This window comes from Mesorhizobium sp. M7A.F.Ca.US.005.03.1.1, assembly GCF_003997975.1.
In the GTDB taxonomy this organism is placed as follows: domain Bacteria; phylum Pseudomonadota; class Alphaproteobacteria; order Rhizobiales; family Rhizobiaceae; genus Mesorhizobium; species Mesorhizobium ciceri.
The window spans coordinates 1-21847 of sequence record NZ_RZRO01000110.1; the positions used below are offsets into that span (position 1 = coordinate 1).

The following is a 21847-nucleotide window of genomic DNA, read 5'->3' on the forward strand; positions in this document are numbered from 1 at the left end:
CCCCACAAGGAGGAGGGTAAAAGCTCAAAACCCAGCCTGATCGCGAAACAACTCCGCATTGTCCAGCTTCGAAACCTCGATCACCGCTTGCGTGCGGCTGTAGACATTGAGCTTGCGCAGGATTTCGGAGACATGCGCCTTCACCGTGGTTTCGCCCACCTGCAGCTCATAGGCGATCTGCTTGTTGAGCAGGCCCTGGCGCAGCATCTGCAGCACGCGCAGCTGTTGCGGCGTCAGTGTCGACAGGCGCTGCACCATGTCGGCGCGGTCGGCGCTGTCGGCGTCCGGCGGCCGGCCTTCATAGGTTTCCGGCACATAGATCGCGCTATCCGCATCCCGACATCAAGGTCGTCGACACCACCAAATACTTCCTGCACCGCGAACATCTCGCCTCGGTGCGCCAAGTCACCGACATGTCGGGCACCGTCGTCGACGCCACCAGCTACGCCACCTATGGCGAAAGCCTCAACACCGGCTTCCAGACGCAGAAGAACTACATCGGCGAACGCTTCGATCCCGAGACCGGCCTGCTGTATCTCAATGCTCGGTACATGGACCCGGTGCTGGGGCGGTTTATTTCACCGGATGACTGGGATCCGACCAAAGCAGGCGTCGGCACCAACCGGTATGCGTATGCCCAGAACGATCCGGTCAATAACGCCGACAACAACGGGCACGTCGCTAGCACACCATCATCCGCGCAAGTCGCCAAGGACAGAGCGGCGGCAGAGAAGCAAGCCCGTGAACAGGACAAGCAAGCGGACAGGCTGGCGTCAGCTCTCCGAAACGCCGACGGTGACCTCAGCGTATTAGATGGCGCTTCACCGGAAGTTACCCGAAAGGCCTTGGGAAAATACAACCTTAGCAGATCAGGAAGAGCCGATACAGCTGATGGCGTTTTTGGCGTCATACCAGGCGGGCTTGGGGTTAAGGCGCTCGCTACCGTTTCTGAGTTGACGATAGCCAAAACACTTGCGTCAAAAGCGGCGCTCTCTGCCGAATCTTTGGGGGTTAAGCAGGGAGCGGCATCATTCGCGGTATCGTCCGAAACCGGCGCTGCCTATCCAGGACTAAGTTTGCGGGCCGCTGAAAAACTTGGGGTTCAGCGATCAACAAATTCGACAGTGGACGAGGCGCTCGCAAATGTGACACAAAAATCACAAGCGCATGGCTGTTGCGGCGAAATTGACGCTATATCAAAAGCAATGAATGCAGGAGAAAACCCCCAGAACCTGTCGGTAGGTACCGCATCCATCGGCAGGACCCTGCCTGGACCGACAGGGGCGCAAATGGGACCGTGTTCATCGTGTCGCAGCGTGATGAATTCTCTGGGCGTCAAATATTAAGCCGGCGATGGGTCGTAACGGGAAAACAAAAAGTGGATATAGTAGATATAGTAGGTAAATTTCCTATCGAGATCGTTGTCAGAGAAACTGTCGCAGAAATTCTCGCGGCAATCGATATTGGCATTTCTGAAGTAGAAAGATTGAGATACTCTGTATTTTTGGATTTCATACGTTCAAACTTGAAATCTGAATTTGATGAGGATTCTAAGGAAAAATACGGCGAATTCGTTGATTTATTTTCCCGGAAGATATCCCACGAATATTCATACGACCGTAGATTTATTTTTCTACTCTGGGGTCTTGTAGTGAGGAAAAGGTGGATGGACGGACCTGAGTTCGCGAATTGGGTCCTTGAGGTTGTTGAGAGTTATTTTGAGAGTAGGGGCTGGGAAATTAGCAACGTCTACAACAATGTTTTTAACGCACTTTCGAACCGAAAAATGGACTGACTTTCTGGCAATTGCGAATTGCGGTGACAGTGCACTTTTAACCACGCTCGCTTGACCATCGCTTTGGGCGAACCCAAAACCCGGCCTGATCGCGAAACAGCTCCGCTTCGGCGCCGTCGCGATGGACGAGAAAGCGGACATTGCTGCGCGGCAACCGAACCCGATGGCGACTGTCGGCGTTTGTGGGCAATGAGCTTTCGAGTCGAACCGCTTTCTCGACAGAATTGGCCGGCACTCGTGGATCTGTTTTCGGCGAGCGGGCCTGTCGGTCGTTGCTGGTGCATGTATGGCAGGATCGGCCCGGCTTACCGAAAGCAGCCGCCCGATCGGAATCGGCACGAATTTCAGCAAGCGGCGCTATCGGGCGATGTGCCTCAGGGCCTTTTGGCCTTCGATGGAGAAATGGCCGTCGGGTGGTGCCAAATCACGCCCATCGAAGCCGTGCCTTACCTGAAGAAAAGATGGATCGGGGCAGAAGATCGCAGGGAAGAGACATGGTTCATCTCCTGCTTCTACGTCCGCAAGGGCTATCGTCGCCGCGGGATGACGCGAACGCTGATCGAGGCGAGCATCGCTCACGCAAGACGACATGGCGCGAAGGCGATCGAGGCGATGCCGCTCGATGGCGGCAAGTCGCCGAGCGCAACGGGTAGTGGGTATGTATCGACCTTCGAGAGCGCAGGGTTTCAAGCCGTCGCGCACCGCGATGCGGCCCGCCCGCTGATGAGGCTTTCGCTGTCATGAGCGTTGACGGTGAACGAATTTCGGTGACAGAATTACGGTGACAGTGCACCATTTGCTATGTTCGCCCGCCATTATAAAGCGCGGCGCATGATGGGTTACCCTCCCCTCGATGGGGAGGGTCGGCGCGGAGCGCCGGGGTGGGGTGCGGCGCAGACCCCCACCCCGCTCCGCTTCGCGGATCGACCCTCCCCACAAGGAGGAGGGTAAAAGCTCAAAACCCAGCCTGATCGCGAAACAACTCCGCATTGTCCAGCTTCGACACCTCGATCACCGCTTGCGTGCGGCTGTAGACATTGAGTTTGCGCAGGATCTCCGAGACATGCGCCTTCACCGTGGTCTCTCCCACCTGCAGCTCGTAGGCGATCTGCTTGTTGAGCAGGCCCTGGCGCAGCATCTGCAGCACGCGCAGTTGCTGCGGCGTTAGCGTCGACAGGCGCTGCACCATGTCGGCGCGGTCGGCGCTGTCGGCGTCCGGCGGCCGGCCTTCATAGGTCTCCGGCACATAGATCGCGCCTTCCATCACCGAGCGGATGGCTGCGGCGAGGTCGCTCTTGCGCGCCGATTTCGGGATGAAGCCGGCAGCGCCATAGGACAGCGCTTCGGAAATGATCTTCGGCTCCTCGTAACCAGAGACGATCACCACGGGCAGGCGCGGATAGCGGGTCCGGAGTTGCAGCAGGCCGTCAAAACCGTGCACGTCGGGCATCGAGAGGTCGAGAAGCGCGAGGTCGAACGGCTTGGCATCGGCCAGAAGATCGAGCGCCTCGGTGATCGAGCGCGCCTCCACCGTGTCGACTTCCGGATAGGCCATCTGCACGGCGCTGTGCAGCGCCTCACGAAACAGCGGATGGTCGTCGATGATCAGAAACCGGGCGCGATCGTGGGTTGCGGTCATGGGGTTCATTTCAGTTCGTGAGCGATTAGAATAACCTCTCCACCATGGCCAGATTATTGCCAAATAGTATATCGCCATCTCCGGCGGAAAGTGCCGCCGGCACTTTCTCGACCAAATCGCCTTGTCCAGGCCCCCAAATCGGTCGAATGTTCCGGCAACCAAGCAGAGACCCTTGATGACAGAATTCGTCCTTCCCCTGCCCGCAACCGCATCGGTGGCCGTTGCCGGCTCGTCCGATCGTTTTGCGGTGCGCCGTATCTACTGCGTCGGCCGCAACTACGCGGCGCATGCCCGCGAATTCGGCAATGACGAGCGTGATCCGCCCTTCTTCTTCACCAAGCCGGCCGACGCGGTGGTCGATTCCGGCACCGCTATCCCCTACCCGCCGCTGACGGCCAATCTGCACCACGAGATCGAACTGGTGGCCGCGATCGGCAAAGCCGGCTTCCGCATTCCCCGCGACAAGGCGCTGGACCATGTCTGGGGCTACGGCGTCGGCATCGACCTCACCCGCCGCGACCTGCAGGACGAGGCCAAGAAGGCCGCCCGGCCCTGGGACTGGTCGAAGGCCTTCGACCGCTCCGCCCCTTGCAGCCCGTTGGTGCAAGCGCACGAATCCGGCCACCCACAGAAGGGCCGCATCTGGCTCGCCGTCAACGGCAAGGTCAGGCAGGATGCCGACCTCGCCGAACTGATCTGGCCGATACCGGATATCGTGTCGATCTGCAGCGAGGCGATGGAGCTCGAGCCCGGCGACCTGATCTTCACCGGTACGCCAGCAGGCGTCGGCGCGGTTGGCCCCGGCGACACGATGACCGGCGGCGTCGACGGCATCGGCACCATCGAAATAACCATCGGCCAGCCGAAGTGAGCGCATGAGCAAACTCGTCCTGCACAACTACTATCGCTCCTCCACCTCCTACCGGGTGCGGATCGCGCTGGAGATGAAGGGGCTGAGCTACGACTATATCCCGCATCATCTGCGCCATGGCGAGCACCTCGAACCAGCCTATCTCGCGGTCAATCCGCAAGGGCTGGTGCCGGCGCTGGTGCTCGGCGACGGCACGCTGCTGACGCAATCGCTGGCGATCATCGAATTCCTCGACGAGACCAGCCCGGAACCACCGCTATTGCCAGGGGATGCGGCCGGTCGGGCACGGGTCAGAATGCTGGCGCAGATGATCGCCTGCGACATCCACCCGGTGAACAATCTGCGCGTGCTGACCTCGCTGCGCACGCTGTTCGGCGCCGGCGACGAGGACGTCGTCAACTGGTTCCGCCACTGGGTGAACGAGGGCTTTCAGCCGCTTGAAAAGATCCTGGCCTTGTCGGCGGAGACCGGAACATTCTGCCATGGCGACGCGCCGGGTCTGGCTGACATCTGCCTCGCCGCACAGATTGCCAGCAATGCCCGCTTTGGCGTCGATCTGACGCCCTACCCGACGATCGCGCGCATCAACGCCGCCTGCATGGCGCTGCCGGCCTTCCAGAAAGCGGCGCCCCAGAACCAGATCGACGCGGAATAAGGCGTCATCTGCGTAGCGTCGGCACCGGAACAGTATGGCTGGCGGAATCGATTTTCGCTTGACCGGATAGGGAATCGGCTATCGTTTCCCGCAGGCCGTGTGAAAGGTGGTGTTGCCGATGAAAGCCGTCGTCTTCGAGAAATTCGGCGAAGCGCCGAGGATCCAGACCGTTCCTGATCCGAAGCCGGCAGCCGATGGCGTCGTCATCAAGGTCGAGGCGACCGGTCTGTGCCGCAGCGACTGGCATGGCTGGATGGGTCATGACGAAGGCATCACGCTGCCGCACGTGCCGGGCCACGAACTTGCCGGCATCGTCGTCGCCGCGGGCAAGCAGGTCACGCGCTGGAAGGCCGGCGAGCGCGTCACAGTGCCGTTCGCCGTCGGCTGCGGCCGCTGCTTCGAGTGTAATTCGGGCAATCACCAGGTCTGCGAGCACCAGACACAGCCTGGCTTCACCGGCTGGGGCTCGTTTGCCGAATATGTCGCCATCGAACATGCCGACACCAATCTTGTGCGCCTGCCCGACGAGATGGAATTCGCCACCGCCGCCAGCCTCGGCTGCCGCTTCGTCACTTCGTTTCGAGCCATTGTCGACCAGGGCCGGGTGAAGCCGGGCGAATGGGTCGCGGTGCATGGCTGCGGCGGCGTCGGCCTGTCGGCGATTATGATTGCCAGCGCCATGGGCGCCAATGTCATCGCCATCGATCTCACCGACGAGAAACTGGATTTCGCCAAAAAGATCGGCGCCGTCGCCACCATCAATGCATCTACGACGCCGAACGTGGTCAAGGCGGTCAAGCAGATCACCAATGGCGGCGCGCATATGTCGATGGACGCGCTCGGCCACCCGACCACCTCGTTCAACTCGATCGCCAATCTGCGTCGGCGCGGCCGCCATGTGCAGGTCGGCCTGATGTTGGGCGAACACGCCCGGCCGCAGGTGCCGATGGACAAGGTGATCGCCTTCGAACTCGAAATCCTCGGCAGTCACGGCATGCAGGCCTATCGCTACCCCGCGATGATGGAGATGATCCGCCACGGCAAGCTGAAGCCCGAACTGCTGGTCGGCAAGAGGATCAGCCTCGACGAGGCGCCCGCAGCCTTGATGGCGATGGGCGGCTTCGAGGGCATTGGGATTGGGGTGGTCACGAAGTTTTAGGCGAGGACGGCACCGTCGTCAGGCGATCGCGCGTCGTGGCAATTCCTGCTTTGCGAATCGCTTGGCGCCTACGACGCAAAGCACGACGCCAAGCGTAACGACCACCATCAGCGGGCTGACCTGCTCGTGCAGCAGCGTCGCTGCCAGTGCCAGTCCGAAGAATGGCTGCAGCAGCTGCAACTGTCCGACCGCGGCGATGCCGCCTTGCGCCAGCCCGCGATACCAGAACACGAAGCCGATCAGCATGCTGAACAGCGAGACATAGGCAAGCCCCATCCACGCACTGACGCCGACGCCGTCGAACGACGGCGGCATGGTCATCAGCGTCAGCACCAGCATGACCGGCAGCGACAGCACCAGCGCCCAGCAGATCACTTGCCAGCCGCCGAGCCTGCGCGACAGCGCGGCGCCCTCGGCATAGCCGAGGCCGCAGGCGATGATGGCAGCCAGCATCAGACCGTCGCCGACCGGCGAGGCCGTCACGCCTTGCGTCAGCGCAAAGCCCGCGACCAGCGCACTGCCTATGCATGAAAACAACCAGAACGCCGGGCGCGGCCGATCGCCGCCGCGCAGCACCCCGAATATCGCAGTGGCCAGCGGCAGCAGGCCGACGAAGATAATGGAATGGGCCGTGGTGACGTGCTTCAGCGCCAGCGCGGTCAGCAAGGGAAAGCCGACAACCACGCCAAGTGCCACGATCACCAGCGACAGCAGATCGCCGCGCTCCGGGCGTTTCTGCCGAAACAGGAGCAGCAGCGCAAGGCCAAGCAAGCCGGCAATCGCCGCTCGGGCCGAGGTCAGGAATGTCGGATCGAATTCCCTGACCGCCACCCGCGTCGCCGGCAGCGAGCCGCTGAAGATCAACACGCCGATGAATCCATTCATCCAGCCACTCGCGGTCTTGTCCATCGTATGCTCCGTTTGTCGGCTCCGTATCGCGCGGAGCCGGTAGTATCGCCAGAGACAATGCGGTACAATTATGCAAAACTGTCATGGTCAGCAGAGCAGTACGGATGGACAAGCAGACTACAGGAAGCGAGAGCGGCGGTACGCTGGTCGAAGGCGTCATGGCGACGATCCGCCAGCGGATCGCGGCGCGCAGCCTGACGCCGGGAGGGCAATTGCCGTCGATCCGCGCCTTTGCCAAATCCATGCGAGTGTCCAAATCCACCGTGGTCGAAGCCTATGAGCGGCTCGCCGCCGAAGGCGCGATCCGCTCGCGGCCGGGCTCCGGCTTCTATGCCGCCGGATCGCTGGCGCCGCTGTCGCTGGCCGAAATCGGCCCCCGCCTCGACCGCGCCGTCGATCCGCTCTGGATCTCGCGACAGTCCCTGGAGGCCGGCGATGACATGCTGAAGCCCGGCTGTGGCTGGCTGCCCGCTTCATGGATGCCACAGGCAGGGCTGCGCCGGGCGCTGCGCACGGTGGCGCGTGCCGACGATGTCGCACTGGCCGATTACGGCACGCCGCTCGGCCTGCCACCGCTGCGGCAATTGCTGGCGCGGCGCATGGCCGGGCATGGCATCGAGGCCTCGCCCGAGCAGATCATGCTGACGGAATCAGGTACGCAGGCCATCGACCTCCTGTGCCGGTTCCTGATCGAGCCCGGCGACACCGTGCTGGTCGACGACCCCTGCTACTTCAACTTCCACGCCCTGTTGCGCGCTCACCGGGCCAAGGTCGTCAGCGTTCCCTACACGCCGTCGGGGCCGGATATCGATCTGTTCGCGCAGGCGTTGGCCGAGCATCGGCCACGCCTCTACATCACCAATTCCGGCATCCACAATCCGACCGGCGCGGTGCTGTCGCCAGTCACCGCGCACCGGCTGCTGAAACTCGCCGATCAATCGCAATTGACCATTGTCGAGGACGACATCTTCGCCGATTTCGAACATGCGCCCGCCCCCAGGCTGGCGGCGTTCGATGGTCTCAACCGCGTTGTCCATATCGGCAGCTTCTCCAAGACACTGTCGGCATCGGTTCGCTGCGGCTTCATCGCCGCACCGCACGACTGGATCGAGCCCCTGACCGACCTCAAGATCGCCACGACCTTCGGCGGCGGCCGGCTCGCAGCCGAACTGGTGCTGACGTTGCTGAAGGACGGCAGCTACCGCAAGCACATGGATTTGCTGCGCGCGAAGCTTGCGCGCGCCATGGGCGAGACGGCCGCCCACCTGAAAGCGATCGGCATCACGCCGTGGATCGACCAGCCGGCTGGCCTCTTCCTGTGGTGCAGCCTGCCGGACGGCGTCGATGCGGCCGAAGTCGCCCGCCGCGCTCTGGCCGACAACATCGTGCTGGCGCCCGGCAACGCATTCAGCCTGTCCGGAACGGCTGGCCGTTTCCTGCGCTTCAACGTTGCCCAATGCGCGGACGAGCGGATTTTCAGGGTGCTCGAGGCGGCGATGGCGCGTTGACGCGCATCAAGCTGATCCTGTTGCCTGTGCAACCTTCGGCTGCTAGGGAAACGGGAGCGCACTCGAGAGAATATTCGCGCCATCATTTTCCGGGATAGCGTTTATGGGAACCAGCAAGTCAGCAGACAAGTAGGCCGCAACAGCACTTCGTTGTTGCGGCGGCCCGTCATTTCCCATCTTCATTGAGAACGGCAGATCGCCGCCAAATGTAGCCATTTGAGCGGATGTTCAATCATGCCTTTTCCAAAAAACCCGACATGGACCACTTCCCTGCCAGCAGCCATGATGCTGATGGCGCCCTTCGACATCCTGGCCTCGCTGGCCATGGACATCTACCTCCCGATTGTCCCGGCGATGCCGGGGATCCTCGAGACATCGCCTGATGTCATCCAGCTGACGCTGAGCCTCTACATGATCTGTCTTGGGCTCGGCCAAGTCGTCTTCGGCCCGATTTCCGACAGGATCGGCAGGCGCCCGGTGCTGATCGGTGGCGCGCTTTTGTTTTCAGGCGCTTCCTTTCTGCTCGCCAGCACCTCGCTGGCCGCTGTCTTCGTCGTCCTGCGCGTCGTGCAGGCCATTGGTGCGTCCGCCATTCTCGTTGCAACCTTCGCAACGGTTCGCGACGCCTATGCGCAAAGAGCCGAAAGTGCCGTCATTTACGGCCTGTTCAGCTCGATGTTGGCTTTCGTGCCGGCGTTGGGGCCGGTTGCCGGTGCGTTGATTGCCGACAATTTCGGCTGGCGGGCGATCTTCCTGACGCTCGGAGTCCTGGCCACGGCAGCTACCCTCAACGCATGGCCGAAATGGCACGAAACCCGCCCCTCGAATGGCGATACCAGGCGAATGGCGCTTCGACCCATTCTCTCCAGTCTTGCCTTCTGGACCTACACGCTTGCATTCAGTGCCGCCATGGGCGCCTTCTTCGTGTTCTTTTCGACTGCGCCACGGGTGCTCATGGATCGCGCCGGTTTTTCACAGTTCGGCTTCAGTCTAGCTTTCGCCACCGCGGCGCTGGTGATGATCGTCACCACCCGCTTCGCCAGAAGGTTCATTGCAAGCTGGGGCATCGCCGGCAGTGCCATCAGGGGCATGGCGATGCTGCTGTTCGGCGCGGCGCTATTGGCAGTGGGGCAACTGTTCGCACAGCCGTCCTTCGCGACATTTATCTTGCCGATGTGGGTCGTTGCCGTGGGTATCGTCTTCATCGTCTCAGTCACCGCAAACGGTGCACTCGAGGCGTTTGGCGATGTCGCGGGAACCGCAGTCGCACTCTACTTCTGCATCCAGAGCCTTGTCGTCGGCATCTTCGGCACGTTGTTCGTCGTCCTGCTCGGCGGAGACACGGCGTGGCCGCTGGTCGCCTACTGTTCGGTCATGGCGACGCTCACACTAAGCGCACTGAGGCATTTGCAGAAACGCCAAACCGAATAGACTGGACAGATGAGAAGCCTGGGCGGTTGGCGCAGGCTTCTCATCGTTGTCAGCGCGACGCCGCACACACCTCCCGCACACAGTCGCGCAACCAGCGTTGCGCCGGATCGGCATCGAGGCGCGGATGCCAGAGCATGGAGATAGTGACTTCCGCGGTGGCAACCGGCAGGGGAAAACTGCGCATGCCGGCGCGTGCGCCCTCGGTATGCCGCTCCGGAACGCTGGCGATCAGGTCTGATGTGCGGGCCATGGCAAGGGCTGCCGAGAAACCGGAAACCATGCACACGACGGTCCGCCGCAGCCCGAGCCGGTTCAAAGCCTCGTCGATCGGCCCTTTCTCGCGGCCACGCCGTGAAACGCTGATGTGTCGGCCTGCGGCATAGCGCTCAGGCGTCACCGCGCCCTCGGTCAAGGGATGGCCCGTTCGCACAGCGCCGATGAAGCGGTCGCGAAGCAACGCCTGGATGCGCACCTCCGGGCCGGTCTCGCCAGCGACGCCTATGTCCAGATCGATCGCCGCGTCGCGCAGCGACATGACGTCCCGGTCGGACTTCGGTGCAAAGCGCAGCCGCACGCCGGGCGCATCGGCCTGGATACGGGCAACGAGACGAGGTGCGAACTCTTCGACGAAGCTCTCATTGGTGCGCAGCGTGAAGACCCTGTCCAGGTTCGGGAGATCGAGCAAGGTGGCAGGGCGCAGGATCGCCTCCGCATCCTGGACGACACGGCCTACCTGCTGTCGCAGTTCTTCCGCACGCGGCGTCGCCACAAGGCCTCGACCGGCGCGAACCAGCAGCGGATCGCCCGTCGCCTGGCGCAGTCGCGCCAGCGTGCGGCTCATCGCCGAAGGGCTGAGGCGTAGGCGGCTGGCGGCGCGCGCCACGCTGCCTTCGGTCAGCAGGACGTCGAGAGCGAACAGTAAGTTGAGATCGGGTGATGTCATCGGCAGATCATGACATGATATGGCGCCAAACGCACGAATAAGATGCAAATGCTGCGCCTTCCGCCACATTGGCCAAGGAACTAGATCTCCAGCAGTTCCGGTTGTGGGACTGATGGAAGGAGACCGCCGTGGCAATCGCTGAGCAAAATCCGGACGCGCTGACATCGGCGCCACCACGGATGCAATCCGCCGGCTGGGCGTTGGCAAGCCTGTCGCTCGCCACACTGCTGTCGTCGCTGGGAACCAGCATTGCCAGCGTCGGGCTGCCGTCGCTGATGCAGAATTTCGGCGCGACGTTCCAAGCCGTGCAATGGGTTGTTCTGGCCTATCTCCTCGCCATCACCACACTGATCGTCAGCGTCGGCCGGCTGGCCGACATGTTCGGGCGCCGACCGTTGCTGCTTGGGGGCATCGCGCTGTTCACGTCCGCATCGGTGCTCTGCGGCCTGGCGCCGACACTCTGGCTGCTGATTGCCGCACGCGCCGTGCAGGGACTTGGCGCAGCGCTGATGATGGCGCTGACGCTGGCCTTCGTCGCCGAAACCGTGACCAAAGACAGAATCGGCGGCGCCATGGGCCTGCTCGGCGCCATGTCCGCGATCGGCACGACACTTGGCCCCTCGCTCGGCGGCCTTTTGATCACCGGCTTCGGCTGGCGGGCAATCTTCCTCGTCAATGTCCCGCTGGGAGTGCTCACCTTCGCTCTTGCCTGGCGTGCCCTGCCGGCACGCAATAAAACCGCGCGGCTCGACCGAGGCACGTTCGATGTCGTGGGCACCGCCCTGCTGGCCCTGACGTTGGCCGCCTATGCGCTGGCGATGACGCTGGGCAGAGGCAATTTCGGCACGCTCAACATCGGCCTGCTGATCGCCGCCGGCACCGGCGTTTTTCTTTTCGCCGCCGCGCAGGCGAGAGTGAAAAACCCCTTGATCCGGCTTGCCAGCTTCCGCGATCTTCAGCTGAGTGCCAGTCTCGCCATGAGCCTCGTCGTCGCCACGGTGATGATGGCGACGCTGGTGGTGGCTCCGTTCTACCTGTCGCGCGGGCTCGGGCTGGATGCTGCAATGGTGGGTGCGGTGCTGTCGACCGGCCCGCTCGTCTCGACCTTGTCGGCGTTGGTGGCCGGACGCCTGACCGACCGCTTCGGCGCTCATAGGATGATGGTCGCAGGCCTGCTCAGCCTCACGACAGGCACGTTCCTGCTGTCGCTCGCCGTGACCAGATTCGGCATTGCCGGCTATGTCGTTGCGATCACCGTCACCTGCATCGGCTACGCGCTGTTCCAGACGTCGAACAATGCAGCCGTCATGACCGGCGTTGACGCGGGTCAGCGCGGCGTCGTCTCCGGTCTGCTCAACCTTTCGCGCAATCTCGGGCTCATCACCGGCGCCTCGTTGATGGGCGCTATATTCGCCGTCGCATCGGCCGAAGGGCACGAAGGCATTGGTCTTCTGAGTTCCGAGGCCGCCGCCCGGGGAATGCAGGTCACCTTTCAGACGGCGACGGTGCTGGCGCTGGCTGCGCTGTTCCTCGCACTGCTCTCGGCCCGCGCCACAGGCCGCGCAGAATCCAGGGCTTCGTGACGCGCACACCGCTCAGAGAGTAGAATTTCCAAACAGGCTCAGGCACCTGCCCGCTTGCGGCGTTCATAGAGCATGACCAGCGTTTCCGCCGTCAAGGCAGGCTTTTCCTCGCCTTCGATCTCGACCGTGTTGGCCGCCTTCATCAGATACTGGCCCGGGCCCCTGTCCTCCATGGACAGCAGCGTGATGCGCAGTCTGATGCGGGCGCCGACCCTGACCGGCGCCAGGAAGCGTACTTTGTCGAAGCCATAATTGAAGGCGGCCTGCGTATTCTCGGGCACGATGCCCATGCCGAGCGCCAGCGCGCCGATGATCGACAGCGTCAGATAGCCATGCGCGATCGTCGTGCGGAACGGGCTTTGCCGCCGCGCCCTTTCAGGGTCGACATGAATCCATTGATGGTCGCCGGTGCATTCAGCGAACTGGTCGATGCGGTTCTGGTCGACCGTCGTCCACTCCGACACGCCGAGTTCCAGCCCGGCCATCGTCCTCAACTGCTCGTAGGTAGGCGGCGTTTTAGGCCGTATTTCGTTCATTCCTGGTTTCCCGATCGCTTCCAGAGCCTCCGGACCACGAACTGACGGCCTCTGTCAATTCGCTCTGCGCGAATCCGTTCCGTCGATCTCGGCCGCAATCGAGCCACGCCGCCGGCGCAGTCGCAGGCCAACTCGGGCTTTCCGGGCTTCAGGGCGGCCGGCAGCCATGAACCGGTCCCGGCCACATCCGCTACTTCTTCTCGTAGCCGGCGCGGATTTCCTCCATCGCCTCCTTGATGCGGGTGCGCAGGATGTCGACCGATTCGGCACCGGATTTCTTGACCAGTTCAGCCACTTCGCCGGCATTTTTCAACGCGGCCTCGAAGGACTTTCTGGCAAACTCCGTCTGTTTGGCCATCAGTTCCTGCGGATTGCCCGGCGCCCTGTAGCTTTGCGCCATCTCGGTGACCTCGCGCAGCGTATCCTGCAGCATCTCGCGCTGCCGGGACAACAGCGAGGTGGCGCCGGCGGCACCGGCTCGTGCAGATTTCTCCAGCGCTTCGAGGTTCTTGCGATGATGGGCGAGGATCGCCTCGACATCGACATTCGGCACCTTCAGGTCGCGGCCGAACCTGCCGAACATGTCCATGAAGGAATCGGATTCCGGTTGTTTTGCCATGCTTGTTTGCTCCCCTTTGCCGCGGATGCGGGCACCCTCGGATGGAGAATAACACTCGCGTGCCGTGAGTCCATTCGGACGCGGAGGAATGAGCGCCAGTCTGGCCGCGCATCAATTCACGAGGAACAGCCGCTCGGCCACATAGAGCACGACACCGGCGAGGCCGCCGATGATCATGCCGTTGAAGCGGATGTACTGCAGGTCCCGGCCGATGTTCATCTCGATCAGCCGCGTCAGTTGCGCGAGGTCCCAGCGTTTGACCTGGTCGGCGATGAATGTCGACACGCCGGCCTTCTGGCTCTCCACGAACGACGCCAGCGCCACCACGAACCCCTGGTTCATGTCGGCCCGGATCTGCGCATCGCCGGCAAGATGCCGGCCGACCTCGACGAACATGTTGGCGAGGTGCGCACGGATGACCGAATTCGGCGCCTTGGCATCCTGCTCGATGAACTGGCTGAGGCTTGCCCACATGTCGCCGGCCAATCCCTTGACCTCCGGCCGGCCCAGGAAGTCGCGCTTCAGCTTTTCGGCCCGTTTGGCGTATTGTTTCGATGTCCTCAGCTTATCGATGAAGCCTTGGGCGAAGCTGTCGAATTCGGCGCGCAGCGGGTGGTCGGGATCGGCCCTCACTTCGTCGAGCAGCGAGCCCGCCGAGGCGACGATCTTCTTCAGGAGATAGGCGTCGGCGCGGAACAGGTTGAACAGCGACGGCAGTTCCTCGCGGATTTTTTCGCGCATCGTTGCCAGCGCTTTTTCGTCATTGAGGAACCGCCCGATCACCTTGGTGAATTCGTCGAACAATTTCTGATGGCGGCGATCATCGGTAAGCGCCGAGAGCAGTTCGGCGGCCAGCGGCGCCAGCGGCACCTTTTCGATCTGTTCGAGCATGCGGCTGGTGACGAAGCCGCGCAGGCCGGATTGCTCTATCGCCGCAAGCGTCTGCGGCACCAGCCGCACGATGAAGCGCGACAGGCCGGCGGCGCGCTCCGTATCGGCCAGCCAATCGGCGACCAGCGCCGAAAAATCGACCTCGGCAAGCTTTTCACGCACCGGTTCGGGCGCCAGAAAGTTGACCTCGATGAAGCGGCCGAGATTGTCGGCGATGCGGTTCTGGTTCTCGGGGATAATGGCGGTGTGCGGGATCGGCAGCCCCAGCGGCCTTCGAAACAGCGCCACCACCGCGTACCAGTCGGCGAGGCCGCCGATGGTCGCCGCCTCGGCAAAGGCAGCGACGAAGCCGAGCCACGCATGGATGTGCTCGAACGATTTGGCGAGCGCAAACACCAGTACGCAAAGCGCCAGCGCGGCCGCCGCGAGGAATTTCGTCCGCCGCAACGCGGAAAGCTTCGCATCCGCTTCGGCATCGAAACGGACCGGCGTCAAGGGCGAAGCCGATTGTGACATGGGTGAGCCGCTCCTCGTCGATCTCAGCCTATCTAGTGTTCCGACGGCCGAAATACCCGCGACAGCCGGTTTCGCCCGGCATCTTGCCCGGCTGCGCACACAAAGTTGAGGAGAAAATTCATCTATCGCGCCAAGCTAGTCTGGAATTATTCCAAGGTATAGGCCATATTCCGCCTGGGCCAATGTGGCGAATCCGGAATTTCGGGTCAAAGCCGCATCAGCAAAATTTCCAGATCTGGCGTGGGTTGCACCGCCCCAGTGCCTTGTGAGGACAATATGCGGCTTACGCGCCAGACCAACTATGCCATGCGCATCTTGATGTATTGCGCGGCAAATGACGACCGATTGAGCCGTATTCCCGAGATCGCGGCCGCCTATTCGGTGTCGGAGCTTTTCCTGTTCAAGATCCTGCAGCCGCTGGTCGAGCACGGCCTCGTCCAGACCGTGCGTGGCAGGAATGGCGGCGTCAAACTTGGCCGGGCGGCCGAAGCCATCAGCCTGTTCGATGTCGTGCGCGTGACGGAAGAGAGCTTCGCCATGGCCGAATGCTTCGAGAACGATGCCGCCGAATGCCCGCTCGTCGACAGCTGCGCGCTGAACTCGGCGCTGCGCGAGGCCCTGAATGCGTTTTTCGCAGTGCTCGCCCGCTATACGATCGCCGATCTGGTAGCGGCGCGGCCGAATGTACGCAACCTGCTCGGCATCGACATGCTGATGGAGCGCCGCGCCCCGGCTGCCTAGCGTATTTCTCCCCGTTCTACGGAGAGAAATGCCCGGCAGGGCAATGAGGGGCGGCGCCGACTTCGACAATTGGCGGGAGAAGCCCAGGAAACCGCCATTCGCAGGCCCGGCCTCACCTGAATATCAATAGACCGCCGACTGCGGCAGCACGAACGGCATATTGCCCGCCGGCAGCACGCCGACCCTGAGCCGGCAGTCGAACACTTTCTCGATCAGATCATCGCTCAGCACGTCCCGCGGCGATCCGGCGGCGGCCAGCCGGCCGCGATGCATGACGAAGATCCGCTCCGCATACATGGCCGTCAGATTGAGGTCATGCAGGATGGCGACCACGCCACCGCCCCTTCTGGCGAAGTCGCGGGCAATGTTCATGATGATCAGCTGGTGCTTGATGTCGAGGCTGGACACTGGCTCGTCGAGGAACAGAAAGCGCGGCTTGCCGTCGAGCACCGGCGCCCAGACCTGGCACAGCACGCGCGCCAACTGAACGCGCTGTTGCTCCCCGCCGGAAAGCTCCTGGTAGAAACGGCCGGCAAAGCCGTCGAGATCGACACGCGCCAGCGCCCGTTCCGGCAGCCGCGCATCCTCGCCCGGCAAGGCGCCCGAACGGCCGCCGACAAGACCAAGCTTGACCACTTCCCGCACGGTGAACGGGAACGACAGCGTCGTCGCCTGCGGCAGCACCGCGCGATGGACGGCTGCCTCGGCCGGCTTCATCGGCGAGAGATCTCGGCCGTTGAGGGCAACGCGGCCGGTATAGGCGAGCTCGCCGGAGAGCGCTTTGAGGAAGGTCGTCTTGCCCGAACCATTGGGGCCGACGATGGCGGCGATCTCGCCGGGCCGCGCGTGGAAATCGACACCACTGACGATAGGCTTGCCGGCGATATCAACCGAAACATCCTTTGCCTCGATCATCAAGCCTCACAAATCAACCACGCCGCGCTTGCGCAGCAGGATCCAAAGGAAGAACGGCGCGCCCGCTACCGCGGTGACGATGCCTATCGGCAGTTCGGCCGGCGCAACGATAGTGCGTGCGACCGCATCGGCCAGAAGCAGCAGCGAGGCGCCGAGCAGCGCCGACGCCGGCAGCAGATAGCGATTGTCCGGACCAATCAGCAGGCGCAGCAGATGCGGCACCACGATGCCGACGAAGCCGATGCCGCCGCTGACGGCGACGGATGCGCCGACCGCGGCGGAGACGCCGACGATGGCCGTGTATTTCAGCCGCTGCACCGGAATGCCGAGATGGCCGGCGGTCGCCTCGCCAAGCGCCAGCGCGTTGAGGCCGCGTGCCAGGAACGGCATCGCCGCCAGCGCCAGGACGATGATCGGCCCTACCGACGCGATCTTCGCCCAGGTCGCACCACCGAGCGATCCGAGTTGCCAGAAGGTCAGGTCGCGCAACTGGCGATCGTCGGCCATGAAGATAAGGATGCCGGTCAGCGCCATGGCGAGCGCCGCCAGCGCGATGCCGGCGAGCAGCATTGTGGCAACCGAGGTTTGCCCCCGCCGCGTCGCGACCTGATAGAGCATCAGCGTGGTGGCGAGCCCGCCACAGAAGGCCGCCAGCGGCAGGGCAAGCGTGCCGAGCAAGGCTGTCACCGGAGCCAATATCGTCGCGCCGAGCACGATGACGGCAACCGCGCCGAGGCTGGAGCCGGCCGAGACGCCGATCAGGCCGGGGTCCGCCAGCGGATTGCGGAACAGCCCCTGCATGACCGCGCCGGAGACGGCGAGCGCCGCGCCGACCAGCATGCCGAGGATGACGCGCGGCAGGCGGATGTCATAGACGATCAGGCTGTCGCGGGCGCTCAACGCGGCGTCGTCAGGCACTGCGCCGAACAGCCAGCCCCCGATGACGTTGGCGGCCGATGCGTCCGAAGCCCCCGATGTCAGCGACAGAAAAACGGCAGCCGCGAGCCCCAGGCACAGCAGAAGGATGACGATGCGGGCGCGGCCCGACCGGTCGCCTTCGGATACGCTTGCCATCACCGGGCCGGCGATCGATTGATCGACCATGATCTGCCTGCTCAGTCCGTGACCTGCCCGCCATAAAGCGAGACAGCGAGGTCGTGGATGGCATCAGCCGTGCGCGGCCCGAAGCCGAGCAGATAGGCGCCGTCGATGCGGATCAGCTTGTGCGCCGTTCCGGCCGGCGTGGAGGCGATCGATGGATTGCCGAACAGTTCGTCGTCCGAAACCGGAGGCCCGGCATTGCTCATCATCAGGATCACGTCAGGCCTGGCGGTTATGATCGCCTCGTCGGACATCTGCTTGTAGCCGGAAAAGCCCTCGACCGCGTTGACGCCGCCGGCCAGCTTGACCATGCCGTCGGCGGCGGTCTCGCTGCCGGCCGCCAGAATCTTGCCGCCCTGTATCGACAGCACGAACAGGATGCGCTTGCGCTCCTTGATCGAAGCCGTCTGCTTCTCGGCGGCCGTGAGCTTGGCATCGAGCTCCTTGGCCAGCACCTCGGCCTTGGCGTCGACGCCGAGCGCCTTGCCGACGATGCGGACCTTCTCGAGAATGCCTTCGTGGCTGTAGTGCTCGGGCACCTCGATGAACGGCACGCTCGTCTTCTTCAAGACATCGACTGCTTCCTTGGGGCCGCTGCCATGCAGCGCCAGGATGCCGGTCGGGTCGACCGACAGCACACCCTCCGGCGACAGCGCGCGCATATAGCCGACATCGGGCAGCTCAAGCGCCGCCTTTGGGAACCGGCTGGTGGAATCGCGTGCCACCAGATGCTTTTCCTGGCCGAGAGCATAGACGATCTCGGTGATCGAGCCGCCAATGGCCACGATCTTTGAAGGATCGGCAAACACGGCCGTGCCATCCGCGGCGCTGGCGGGTTGCAGTGCGATAGCAGCCATGGAGAGACCGATCACCGGCCCCAAAATAGATCCGCGCACAGCCGACAATTTTGGGAAAACACTCATAGCATTTTTTCTCAGGCTGCGGTCGGGCTTGGGATGCGCGGCAGGTTTTCCGCCAGGAAGCGCCAGTCGTCTCGCTCGCTTTCGCCTTCATGACGCTTGCCGAAGAACTGGATGATCATCTTGCCGTCGGCGTCATAGACCTCGAGCGAGGTGACATGACCGTCCTTGGTCGGCTTGCGCACGGCCCAGACCTCGTGGATGTGGTCGGTGCGCAGATGCAGGTGGAAGGTTTCGTCCAGCACGTTGATCCATGGTCCCATCGGCTTGATCGACTTGATCGGACCGGAATGGATCTGGATGCAGCCGCGGTTTCCCACAAAGCACATGATCGGCATCTCGCCCTCCGCGGCATGATGAAACATGGCCCGGACCGCCTCATTGTCGAGCTGCCAGGCATAGTCCTGCCCAACCAGGCGCACCGCCTGCCGGCGGCTTAGTTTCAGCGTCTTCAGCATACCAAAGAACTGGTGCACGTCGGTCAGCCGGCTCCAGCGGTCACGCAGATCGTCGAGATTGGCGGCCGCTCCGTCGCCATGGATCTCGTCATCGGGGAGTGGCCCCGAGATGTCGACCGTCGGTTCCTGGTTGGACGATTCGAGCGCGGCGACCAGCTTCTGATAGGCATAGAGGCTGGAGGCCGGCCGCAGATGCACCTTGTGCACGGCCTCGCCTGCCGCATCGAAGAACTGGAGGCTGCGGCGGATTTCGTCGCCGTCGCGCTTCTCGACGGCAAAGCCGTGTGCCCAGACCTTCGGGAAGATGCGCAAGTCGATGTTTTCGCCAAGCACCATGGCATTGTGGGTGCCGGTGACGACCTTGTCATAGACGCCGATCTTCTCGTGCACCGCGCTTTCATTGCGGGTCAGCGCCATGACCTCGCCGACGGCCTCGAGGCCGGTCAGAAGATCGTTGACGCGCGGCTCGATGCGGACGACGCCGTCGCCGCAATGCGCCGCGACCAGTTCGGCTTCCGAAATGCCGAGATGGGCAGCCAGATCACGCTCGCGCGTCTTCGGATTGTCTGTCCGTGCCCGCCGGATTTCATGCGGGGCGGATTTTACGCGCTGATCCATGTCTCGGTCCCTGTTGCCTTGTCTTACTTGTTGAGAATGAGCTTGCCCTGGCGGGTGATCTTCAGCCGGTAGAGTGCACCGTGATGCTCGATGCCTATCTCGTGCTCGCCCTGGAACAGGGTGTTGCTGGAAAGGGTTCGTACCGCCAGCGGAACCCGGTCGAAATGGGGGGAGGCATCGTCGGGACGGCGGACGCGATAGCGAAAATCGTTGGGATTGTGGGTGTTCATCTGGATGGATCCCTTTCCTGTGCCGGGCGTCTGGCTAGGCGTTGCGTAATCCGATTCATTTCTTGACTTGAATAATCATGTTTACTAGTCAGTGCAATACCGGATTAAATGAGTCAACATTTAAGACGTCGGCGACGATCAAAAATGCCAGCCAGCCCCGGGCCAGCCAGCATGAAACCTGGACTTTGGAGTTGGGGCATGGGGTTTGTGACTTGGGAATGGCGCGGCCGGTCGGCGGCGAACGGCGCGGCGGCATTGCTGGCAAGTGTGGCGGCGATTGCCTTATCGGCGCAACTGGCCAACGCCCAGCAGGCGGCGCAGACGACAGATCAAACGAAGAAGGCTGAAGAGGAAAAGGCAGCACCAGCGGGAGCAACGCTGCTCGACAAGATCCTCGTCATCAGCCGCACCGGCGAGACGGCGATCGAATCGCTGGCATCGGCCAGCCATATCGGCCAGGAACAGCTCGACCGCCGCATGGCGACGACGCCCAATGAGATGCTGCTCGGCGTGCCCGGTGTCGCGGCGCAGGCCGACGCCAGGCGCGTCAGCACCAGCATCAACATCCGCGGCCTGCAGGATTTCGGTCGCGTCGCAGTCATCGTCGACGGCGCACGACAGAATTTCCAGCGCTCCGACCACGGCACGCAGTCGACCTTCTACATCGACCCCGAACTCGTCAAATCCGTGGATGTTATCCGTGGTCCTGTAGCCAACACCTACGGCTCGGGCGCCATCGGCGGCGTCGTCTTCTTCGACACCAAGGATGCCGAGGATTTCCTCAAGCCTGACGAAACATGGGCCGGTTCCGTCACGGGACGCTATGAGAGCAACGGCAAGGGCTGGACCACAAGTGCATCCGGCGCCTACCGCATTAACGAGAATTGGGACGTGCTGGGCAACATCGTCTACCGCGACTATGACGACTACAAGGATGGCGGCGGCGACACCGTCAAGGGCACCGGCTTCGACGTGCTGAGCGGACTGCTCAAGACCAGCATACGCCCGACCGACAACAGCGAACTGAAGCTCGGCTGGGTCGGCTCAAGCGATGGCTGGAACGAGATCAGCGGCGGTGCGCCGGTCAATGACGTCGACCTGAAGTCGAACACCTTCACGGCGCGCTACAACATCACGGATGAGGACAAGAGCTGGCTCGATCTCCACATCAACACCTCCTACAACAAGACCAACCTCGATCTGACCAGCCTTGTCCCGCAAAACCGCTTTGATCCGGTCACCGGCCTTCCCGTTGTCTTGCCGGCGGGATCGCAGTCGACATTCGACGTCGGCACCACCGGCATCGACATCTGGAACACGTCCCGGTTCGAGACGAGTGGGATCGCGCACGAGCTGACCTATGGCGGCGACTGGGCCGGCGATAATGTCAAGACAGGCGGCGCGGCTGGTGGCGACAGTTTCTACACGCCTTCGGGCAAGCGCAACGTTTCGGGCGCCTATGTCCAGGACAAGCTCACCTGGGAGTGGCTCGAAGTCATCGCCGGGCTGCGTTACGACAACTACAGCCTCAAGGATGACACCCACGACATTTCCGGCGACAGGGTATCGCCGCGCATCACCGTCGGCGTCTCCCCGTTCGAATCCGCAGGCCTTGCCGGCCTTCAGTTTTATGGCACCTATGCCGAGGGCTATCGCTCGCCATCGATCACCGAGACGCTGATCAGCGGCAATCATCCGGCAGGCGTCAGCTTTCCGTTCCTGCCCAATCCCAATCTGCGGCCGGAAACCGGCAAGACGACCGAGTTCGGCGTCAACTACAAGCAGAACGACATCCTCGAAGCCGGCGAT

General features: G+C 62.8%; 22 protein-coding genes and 1 pseudogene. 11 read left to right on the plus strand and 12 right to left on the minus strand.

Annotated features, from left to right (window positions below):
- Positions 1-24: 24 nt before the first annotated feature.
- Positions 25-324 (minus strand): annotated as a pseudogene (locus tag EN990_RS30040) (response regulator transcription factor); the annotation flags it as partial.
- Between the two features lie 89 nt (positions 325-413).
- Here EN990_RS30040 and EN990_RS35625 point away from each other — a divergent pair.
- The 3 genes from EN990_RS35625 (at position 414) to EN990_RS30055 (ending at position 2539) form a co-directional block, all read left to right on the plus strand.
- Complete coding sequence (locus EN990_RS35625) at positions 414-1346, plus strand: RHS repeat-associated core domain-containing protein (protein WP_164766179.1); 933 nt, start codon at positions 414-416, stop codon at positions 1344-1346.
- A 32-nt stretch (positions 1347-1378) separates the two neighbouring features.
- Positions 1379-1795, plus strand: a complete 417-nt coding sequence (locus EN990_RS30050; RefSeq protein WP_127370482.1) for a hypothetical protein — start codon at positions 1379-1381, stop codon at positions 1793-1795.
- Positions 1796-2032: 237 nt separating this feature from the next.
- Entirely contained in the window at positions 2033-2539 is a 507-nt protein-coding gene (locus EN990_RS30055) for a GNAT family N-acetyltransferase (protein WP_164754003.1), read from the plus strand.
- A gap of 211 nt (positions 2540-2750) precedes the next feature.
- Here EN990_RS30055 and EN990_RS30060 read toward each other — a convergent pair whose 3' ends face one another.
- The gene (locus EN990_RS30060) at positions 2751-3434 is read right to left on the minus strand and encodes a response regulator transcription factor (RefSeq protein WP_024503826.1); all 684 of its coding nucleotides are present in this window, start codon (positions 3432-3434) and stop codon (positions 2751-2753) included.
- A gap of 175 nt (positions 3435-3609) precedes the next feature.
- Between EN990_RS30060 and EN990_RS30065 the strand changes: the two genes are divergently transcribed.
- The 3 genes from EN990_RS30065 (at position 3610) to EN990_RS30075 (ending at position 6119) form a co-directional block, all read left to right on the plus strand.
- Positions 3610-4305 carry a fumarylacetoacetate hydrolase family protein gene (locus tag EN990_RS30065; RefSeq protein WP_024503825.1) on the plus strand — a complete coding sequence of 232 codons (696 nt, stop codon included), beginning with the start codon at positions 3610-3612 and terminating at the stop codon, positions 4303-4305.
- 4 nt (positions 4306-4309) lie between these two features.
- The gene (maiA, locus tag EN990_RS30070; protein WP_024503824.1) at positions 4310-4960 is read left to right on the plus strand and encodes a maleylacetoacetate isomerase; all 651 of its coding nucleotides are present in this window, start codon (positions 4310-4312) and stop codon (positions 4958-4960) included.
- Between the two features lie 118 nt (positions 4961-5078).
- A complete protein-coding gene (locus tag EN990_RS30075; RefSeq protein WP_127369115.1) occupies positions 5079-6119 on the plus strand; it encodes a zinc-dependent alcohol dehydrogenase family protein in 1041 nt (346 codons plus the stop codon).
- Between the two features lie 18 nt (positions 6120-6137).
- Here the strand turns inward: EN990_RS30075 and EN990_RS30080 are convergent, their stop codons facing one another.
- Positions 6138-7028 carry a DMT family transporter gene (locus EN990_RS30080; RefSeq protein ID WP_027160452.1) on the minus strand — a complete coding sequence of 297 codons (891 nt, stop codon included), beginning with the start codon at positions 7026-7028 and terminating at the stop codon, positions 6138-6140.
- A 104-nt stretch (positions 7029-7132) separates the two neighbouring features.
- Between EN990_RS30080 and EN990_RS30085 the strand changes: the two genes are divergently transcribed.
- On the plus strand, positions 7133-8536 hold the full coding sequence (locus tag EN990_RS30085) for a PLP-dependent aminotransferase family protein (RefSeq protein WP_127369117.1): 1404 nt from the start codon (positions 7133-7135) through the stop codon (positions 8534-8536).
- Positions 8537-8770: 234 nt separating this feature from the next.
- Entirely contained in the window at positions 8771-9967 is a 1197-nt protein-coding gene (gene cml, locus EN990_RS30090; protein WP_127369118.1) for a CmlA/FloR family chloramphenicol efflux MFS transporter, read from the plus strand.
- Between the two features lie 49 nt (positions 9968-10016).
- Here cml and EN990_RS30095 read toward each other — a convergent pair whose 3' ends face one another.
- Positions 10017-10910 (minus strand): LysR family transcriptional regulator, encoded by an 894-nt coding sequence (locus EN990_RS30095; protein ID WP_013531250.1) that lies wholly within the window; start codon positions 10908-10910, stop codon positions 10017-10019.
- A gap of 128 nt (positions 10911-11038) precedes the next feature.
- Between EN990_RS30095 and EN990_RS30100 the strand changes: the two genes are divergently transcribed.
- Positions 11039-12493 (plus strand): MFS transporter, encoded by a 1455-nt coding sequence (locus EN990_RS30100; protein WP_127369834.1) that lies wholly within the window; start codon positions 11039-11041, stop codon positions 12491-12493.
- Positions 12494-12531: 38 nt separating this feature from the next.
- On the opposite strand, the gene EN990_RS30105 is transcribed toward EN990_RS30100, so the two are convergent.
- From EN990_RS30105 to EN990_RS30115, 3 genes are all read right to left on the minus strand, one after another.
- The gene (locus EN990_RS30105; protein ID WP_013531248.1) at positions 12532-13029 is read right to left on the minus strand and encodes a MaoC family dehydratase; all 498 of its coding nucleotides are present in this window, start codon (positions 13027-13029) and stop codon (positions 12532-12534) included.
- Between the two features lie 190 nt (positions 13030-13219).
- Positions 13220-13648, minus strand: coding sequence for a phasin family protein (locus tag EN990_RS30110; RefSeq protein WP_127369835.1), 429 nt, complete (start codon positions 13646-13648; stop codon positions 13220-13222).
- Positions 13649-13759: 111 nt separating this feature from the next.
- On the minus strand, positions 13760-15055 hold the full coding sequence (locus EN990_RS30115; protein WP_063168163.1) for a DUF445 domain-containing protein: 1296 nt from the start codon (positions 15053-15055) through the stop codon (positions 13760-13762).
- 276 nt (positions 15056-15331) lie between these two features.
- On the opposite strand from EN990_RS30115, the gene rirA reads away from it, so the two are divergent.
- Complete coding sequence (rirA, locus tag EN990_RS30120) at positions 15332-15796, plus strand: iron-responsive transcriptional regulator RirA (protein ID WP_013531245.1); 465 nt, start codon at positions 15332-15334, stop codon at positions 15794-15796.
- 123 nt (positions 15797-15919) lie between these two features.
- Here the strand turns inward: rirA and EN990_RS30125 are convergent, their stop codons facing one another.
- The 5 genes from EN990_RS30125 to hemP are packed head-to-tail and all read right to left on the minus strand — an operon-like array spanning position 15920 to position 20038.
- Entirely contained in the window at positions 15920-16711 is a 792-nt protein-coding gene (locus EN990_RS30125) for a heme ABC transporter ATP-binding protein (RefSeq protein WP_127370314.1), read from the minus strand.
- A 6-nt stretch (positions 16712-16717) separates the two neighbouring features.
- The gene (locus EN990_RS30130; RefSeq protein WP_127388480.1) at positions 16718-17815 is read right to left on the minus strand and encodes an iron ABC transporter permease; all 1098 of its coding nucleotides are present in this window, start codon (positions 17813-17815) and stop codon (positions 16718-16720) included.
- 11 nt (positions 17816-17826) lie between these two features.
- Entirely contained in the window at positions 17827-18735 is a 909-nt protein-coding gene (locus EN990_RS30135) for a hemin ABC transporter substrate-binding protein (protein ID WP_127370106.1), read from the minus strand.
- 11 nt (positions 18736-18746) lie between these two features.
- Positions 18747-19808 (minus strand): hemin-degrading factor, encoded by a 1062-nt coding sequence (locus tag EN990_RS30140; RefSeq protein ID WP_127370105.1) that lies wholly within the window; start codon positions 19806-19808, stop codon positions 18747-18749.
- Positions 19809-19831: 23 nt separating this feature from the next.
- Complete coding sequence (gene hemP, locus EN990_RS30145) at positions 19832-20038, minus strand: hemin uptake protein HemP (protein ID WP_063168168.1); 207 nt, start codon at positions 20036-20038, stop codon at positions 19832-19834.
- A gap of 198 nt (positions 20039-20236) precedes the next feature.
- On the opposite strand from hemP, the gene EN990_RS30150 reads away from it, so the two are divergent.
- Positions 20237-21847, plus strand: a 1611-nt coding sequence (locus EN990_RS30150; RefSeq protein WP_127388481.1) for a TonB-dependent receptor, incomplete at its 3' end; no start/stop codon positions are given.

Bases quoted from the DNA above. Each gene is read 5' to 3' on its own strand.
- EN990_RS35625 (WP_164766179.1), top strand. From the start codon at position 414: ATGTCGGGCACCGTCGTCGACGCCACCAGCTACGCCACCTATGGCGAA.
- EN990_RS30060 (WP_024503826.1), bottom strand. From the start codon at position 3,434: ATGACCGCAACCCACGATCGCGCCCGGTTTCTGATCATCGACGACCAT.
- EN990_RS30065 (WP_024503825.1), top strand. From the start codon at position 3,610: ATGACAGAATTCGTCCTTCCCCTGCCCGCAACCGCATCGGTGGCCGTT.
- maiA (WP_024503824.1), top strand. From the start codon at position 4,310: ATGAGCAAACTCGTCCTGCACAACTACTATCGCTCCTCCACCTCCTAC.
- EN990_RS30075 (WP_127369115.1), top strand. From the start codon at position 5,079: ATGAAAGCCGTCGTCTTCGAGAAATTCGGCGAAGCGCCGAGGATCCAG.
- EN990_RS30080 (WP_027160452.1), bottom strand. From the start codon at position 7,028: ATGGACAAGACCGCGAGTGGCTGGATGAATGGATTCATCGGCGTGTTG.
- EN990_RS30085 (WP_127369117.1), top strand. From the start codon at position 7,133: ATGGACAAGCAGACTACAGGAAGCGAGAGCGGCGGTACGCTGGTCGAA.
- cml (WP_127369118.1), top strand. From the start codon at position 8,771: ATGCCTTTTCCAAAAAACCCGACATGGACCACTTCCCTGCCAGCAGCC.
- EN990_RS30095 (WP_013531250.1), bottom strand. From the start codon at position 10,910: ATGACATCACCCGATCTCAACTTACTGTTCGCTCTCGACGTCCTGCTG.
- EN990_RS30105 (WP_013531248.1), bottom strand. From the start codon at position 13,029: ATGAACGAAATACGGCCTAAAACGCCGCCTACCTACGAGCAGTTGAGG.
- EN990_RS30110 (WP_127369835.1), bottom strand. From the start codon at position 13,648: ATGGCAAAACAACCGGAATCCGATTCCTTCATGGACATGTTCGGCAGG.
- EN990_RS30115 (WP_063168163.1), bottom strand. From the start codon at position 15,055: ATGTCACAATCGGCTTCGCCCTTGACGCCGGTCCGTTTCGATGCCGAA.
- rirA (WP_013531245.1), top strand. From the start codon at position 15,332: ATGCGGCTTACGCGCCAGACCAACTATGCCATGCGCATCTTGATGTAT.
- EN990_RS30125 (WP_127370314.1), bottom strand. From the start codon at position 16,711: ATGATCGAGGCAAAGGATGTTTCGGTTGATATCGCCGGCAAGCCTATC.
- EN990_RS30130 (WP_127388480.1), bottom strand. From the start codon at position 17,815: ATGGTCGATCAATCGATCGCCGGCCCGGTGATGGCAAGCGTATCCGAA.
- EN990_RS30135 (WP_127370106.1), bottom strand. From the start codon at position 18,735: ATGAGTGTTTTCCCAAAATTGTCGGCTGTGCGCGGATCTATTTTGGGG.
- EN990_RS30140 (WP_127370105.1), bottom strand. From the start codon at position 19,808: ATGGATCAGCGCGTAAAATCCGCCCCGCATGAAATCCGGCGGGCACGG.
- hemP (WP_063168168.1), bottom strand. From the start codon at position 20,038: ATGAACACCCACAATCCCAACGATTTTCGCTATCGCGTCCGCCGTCCC.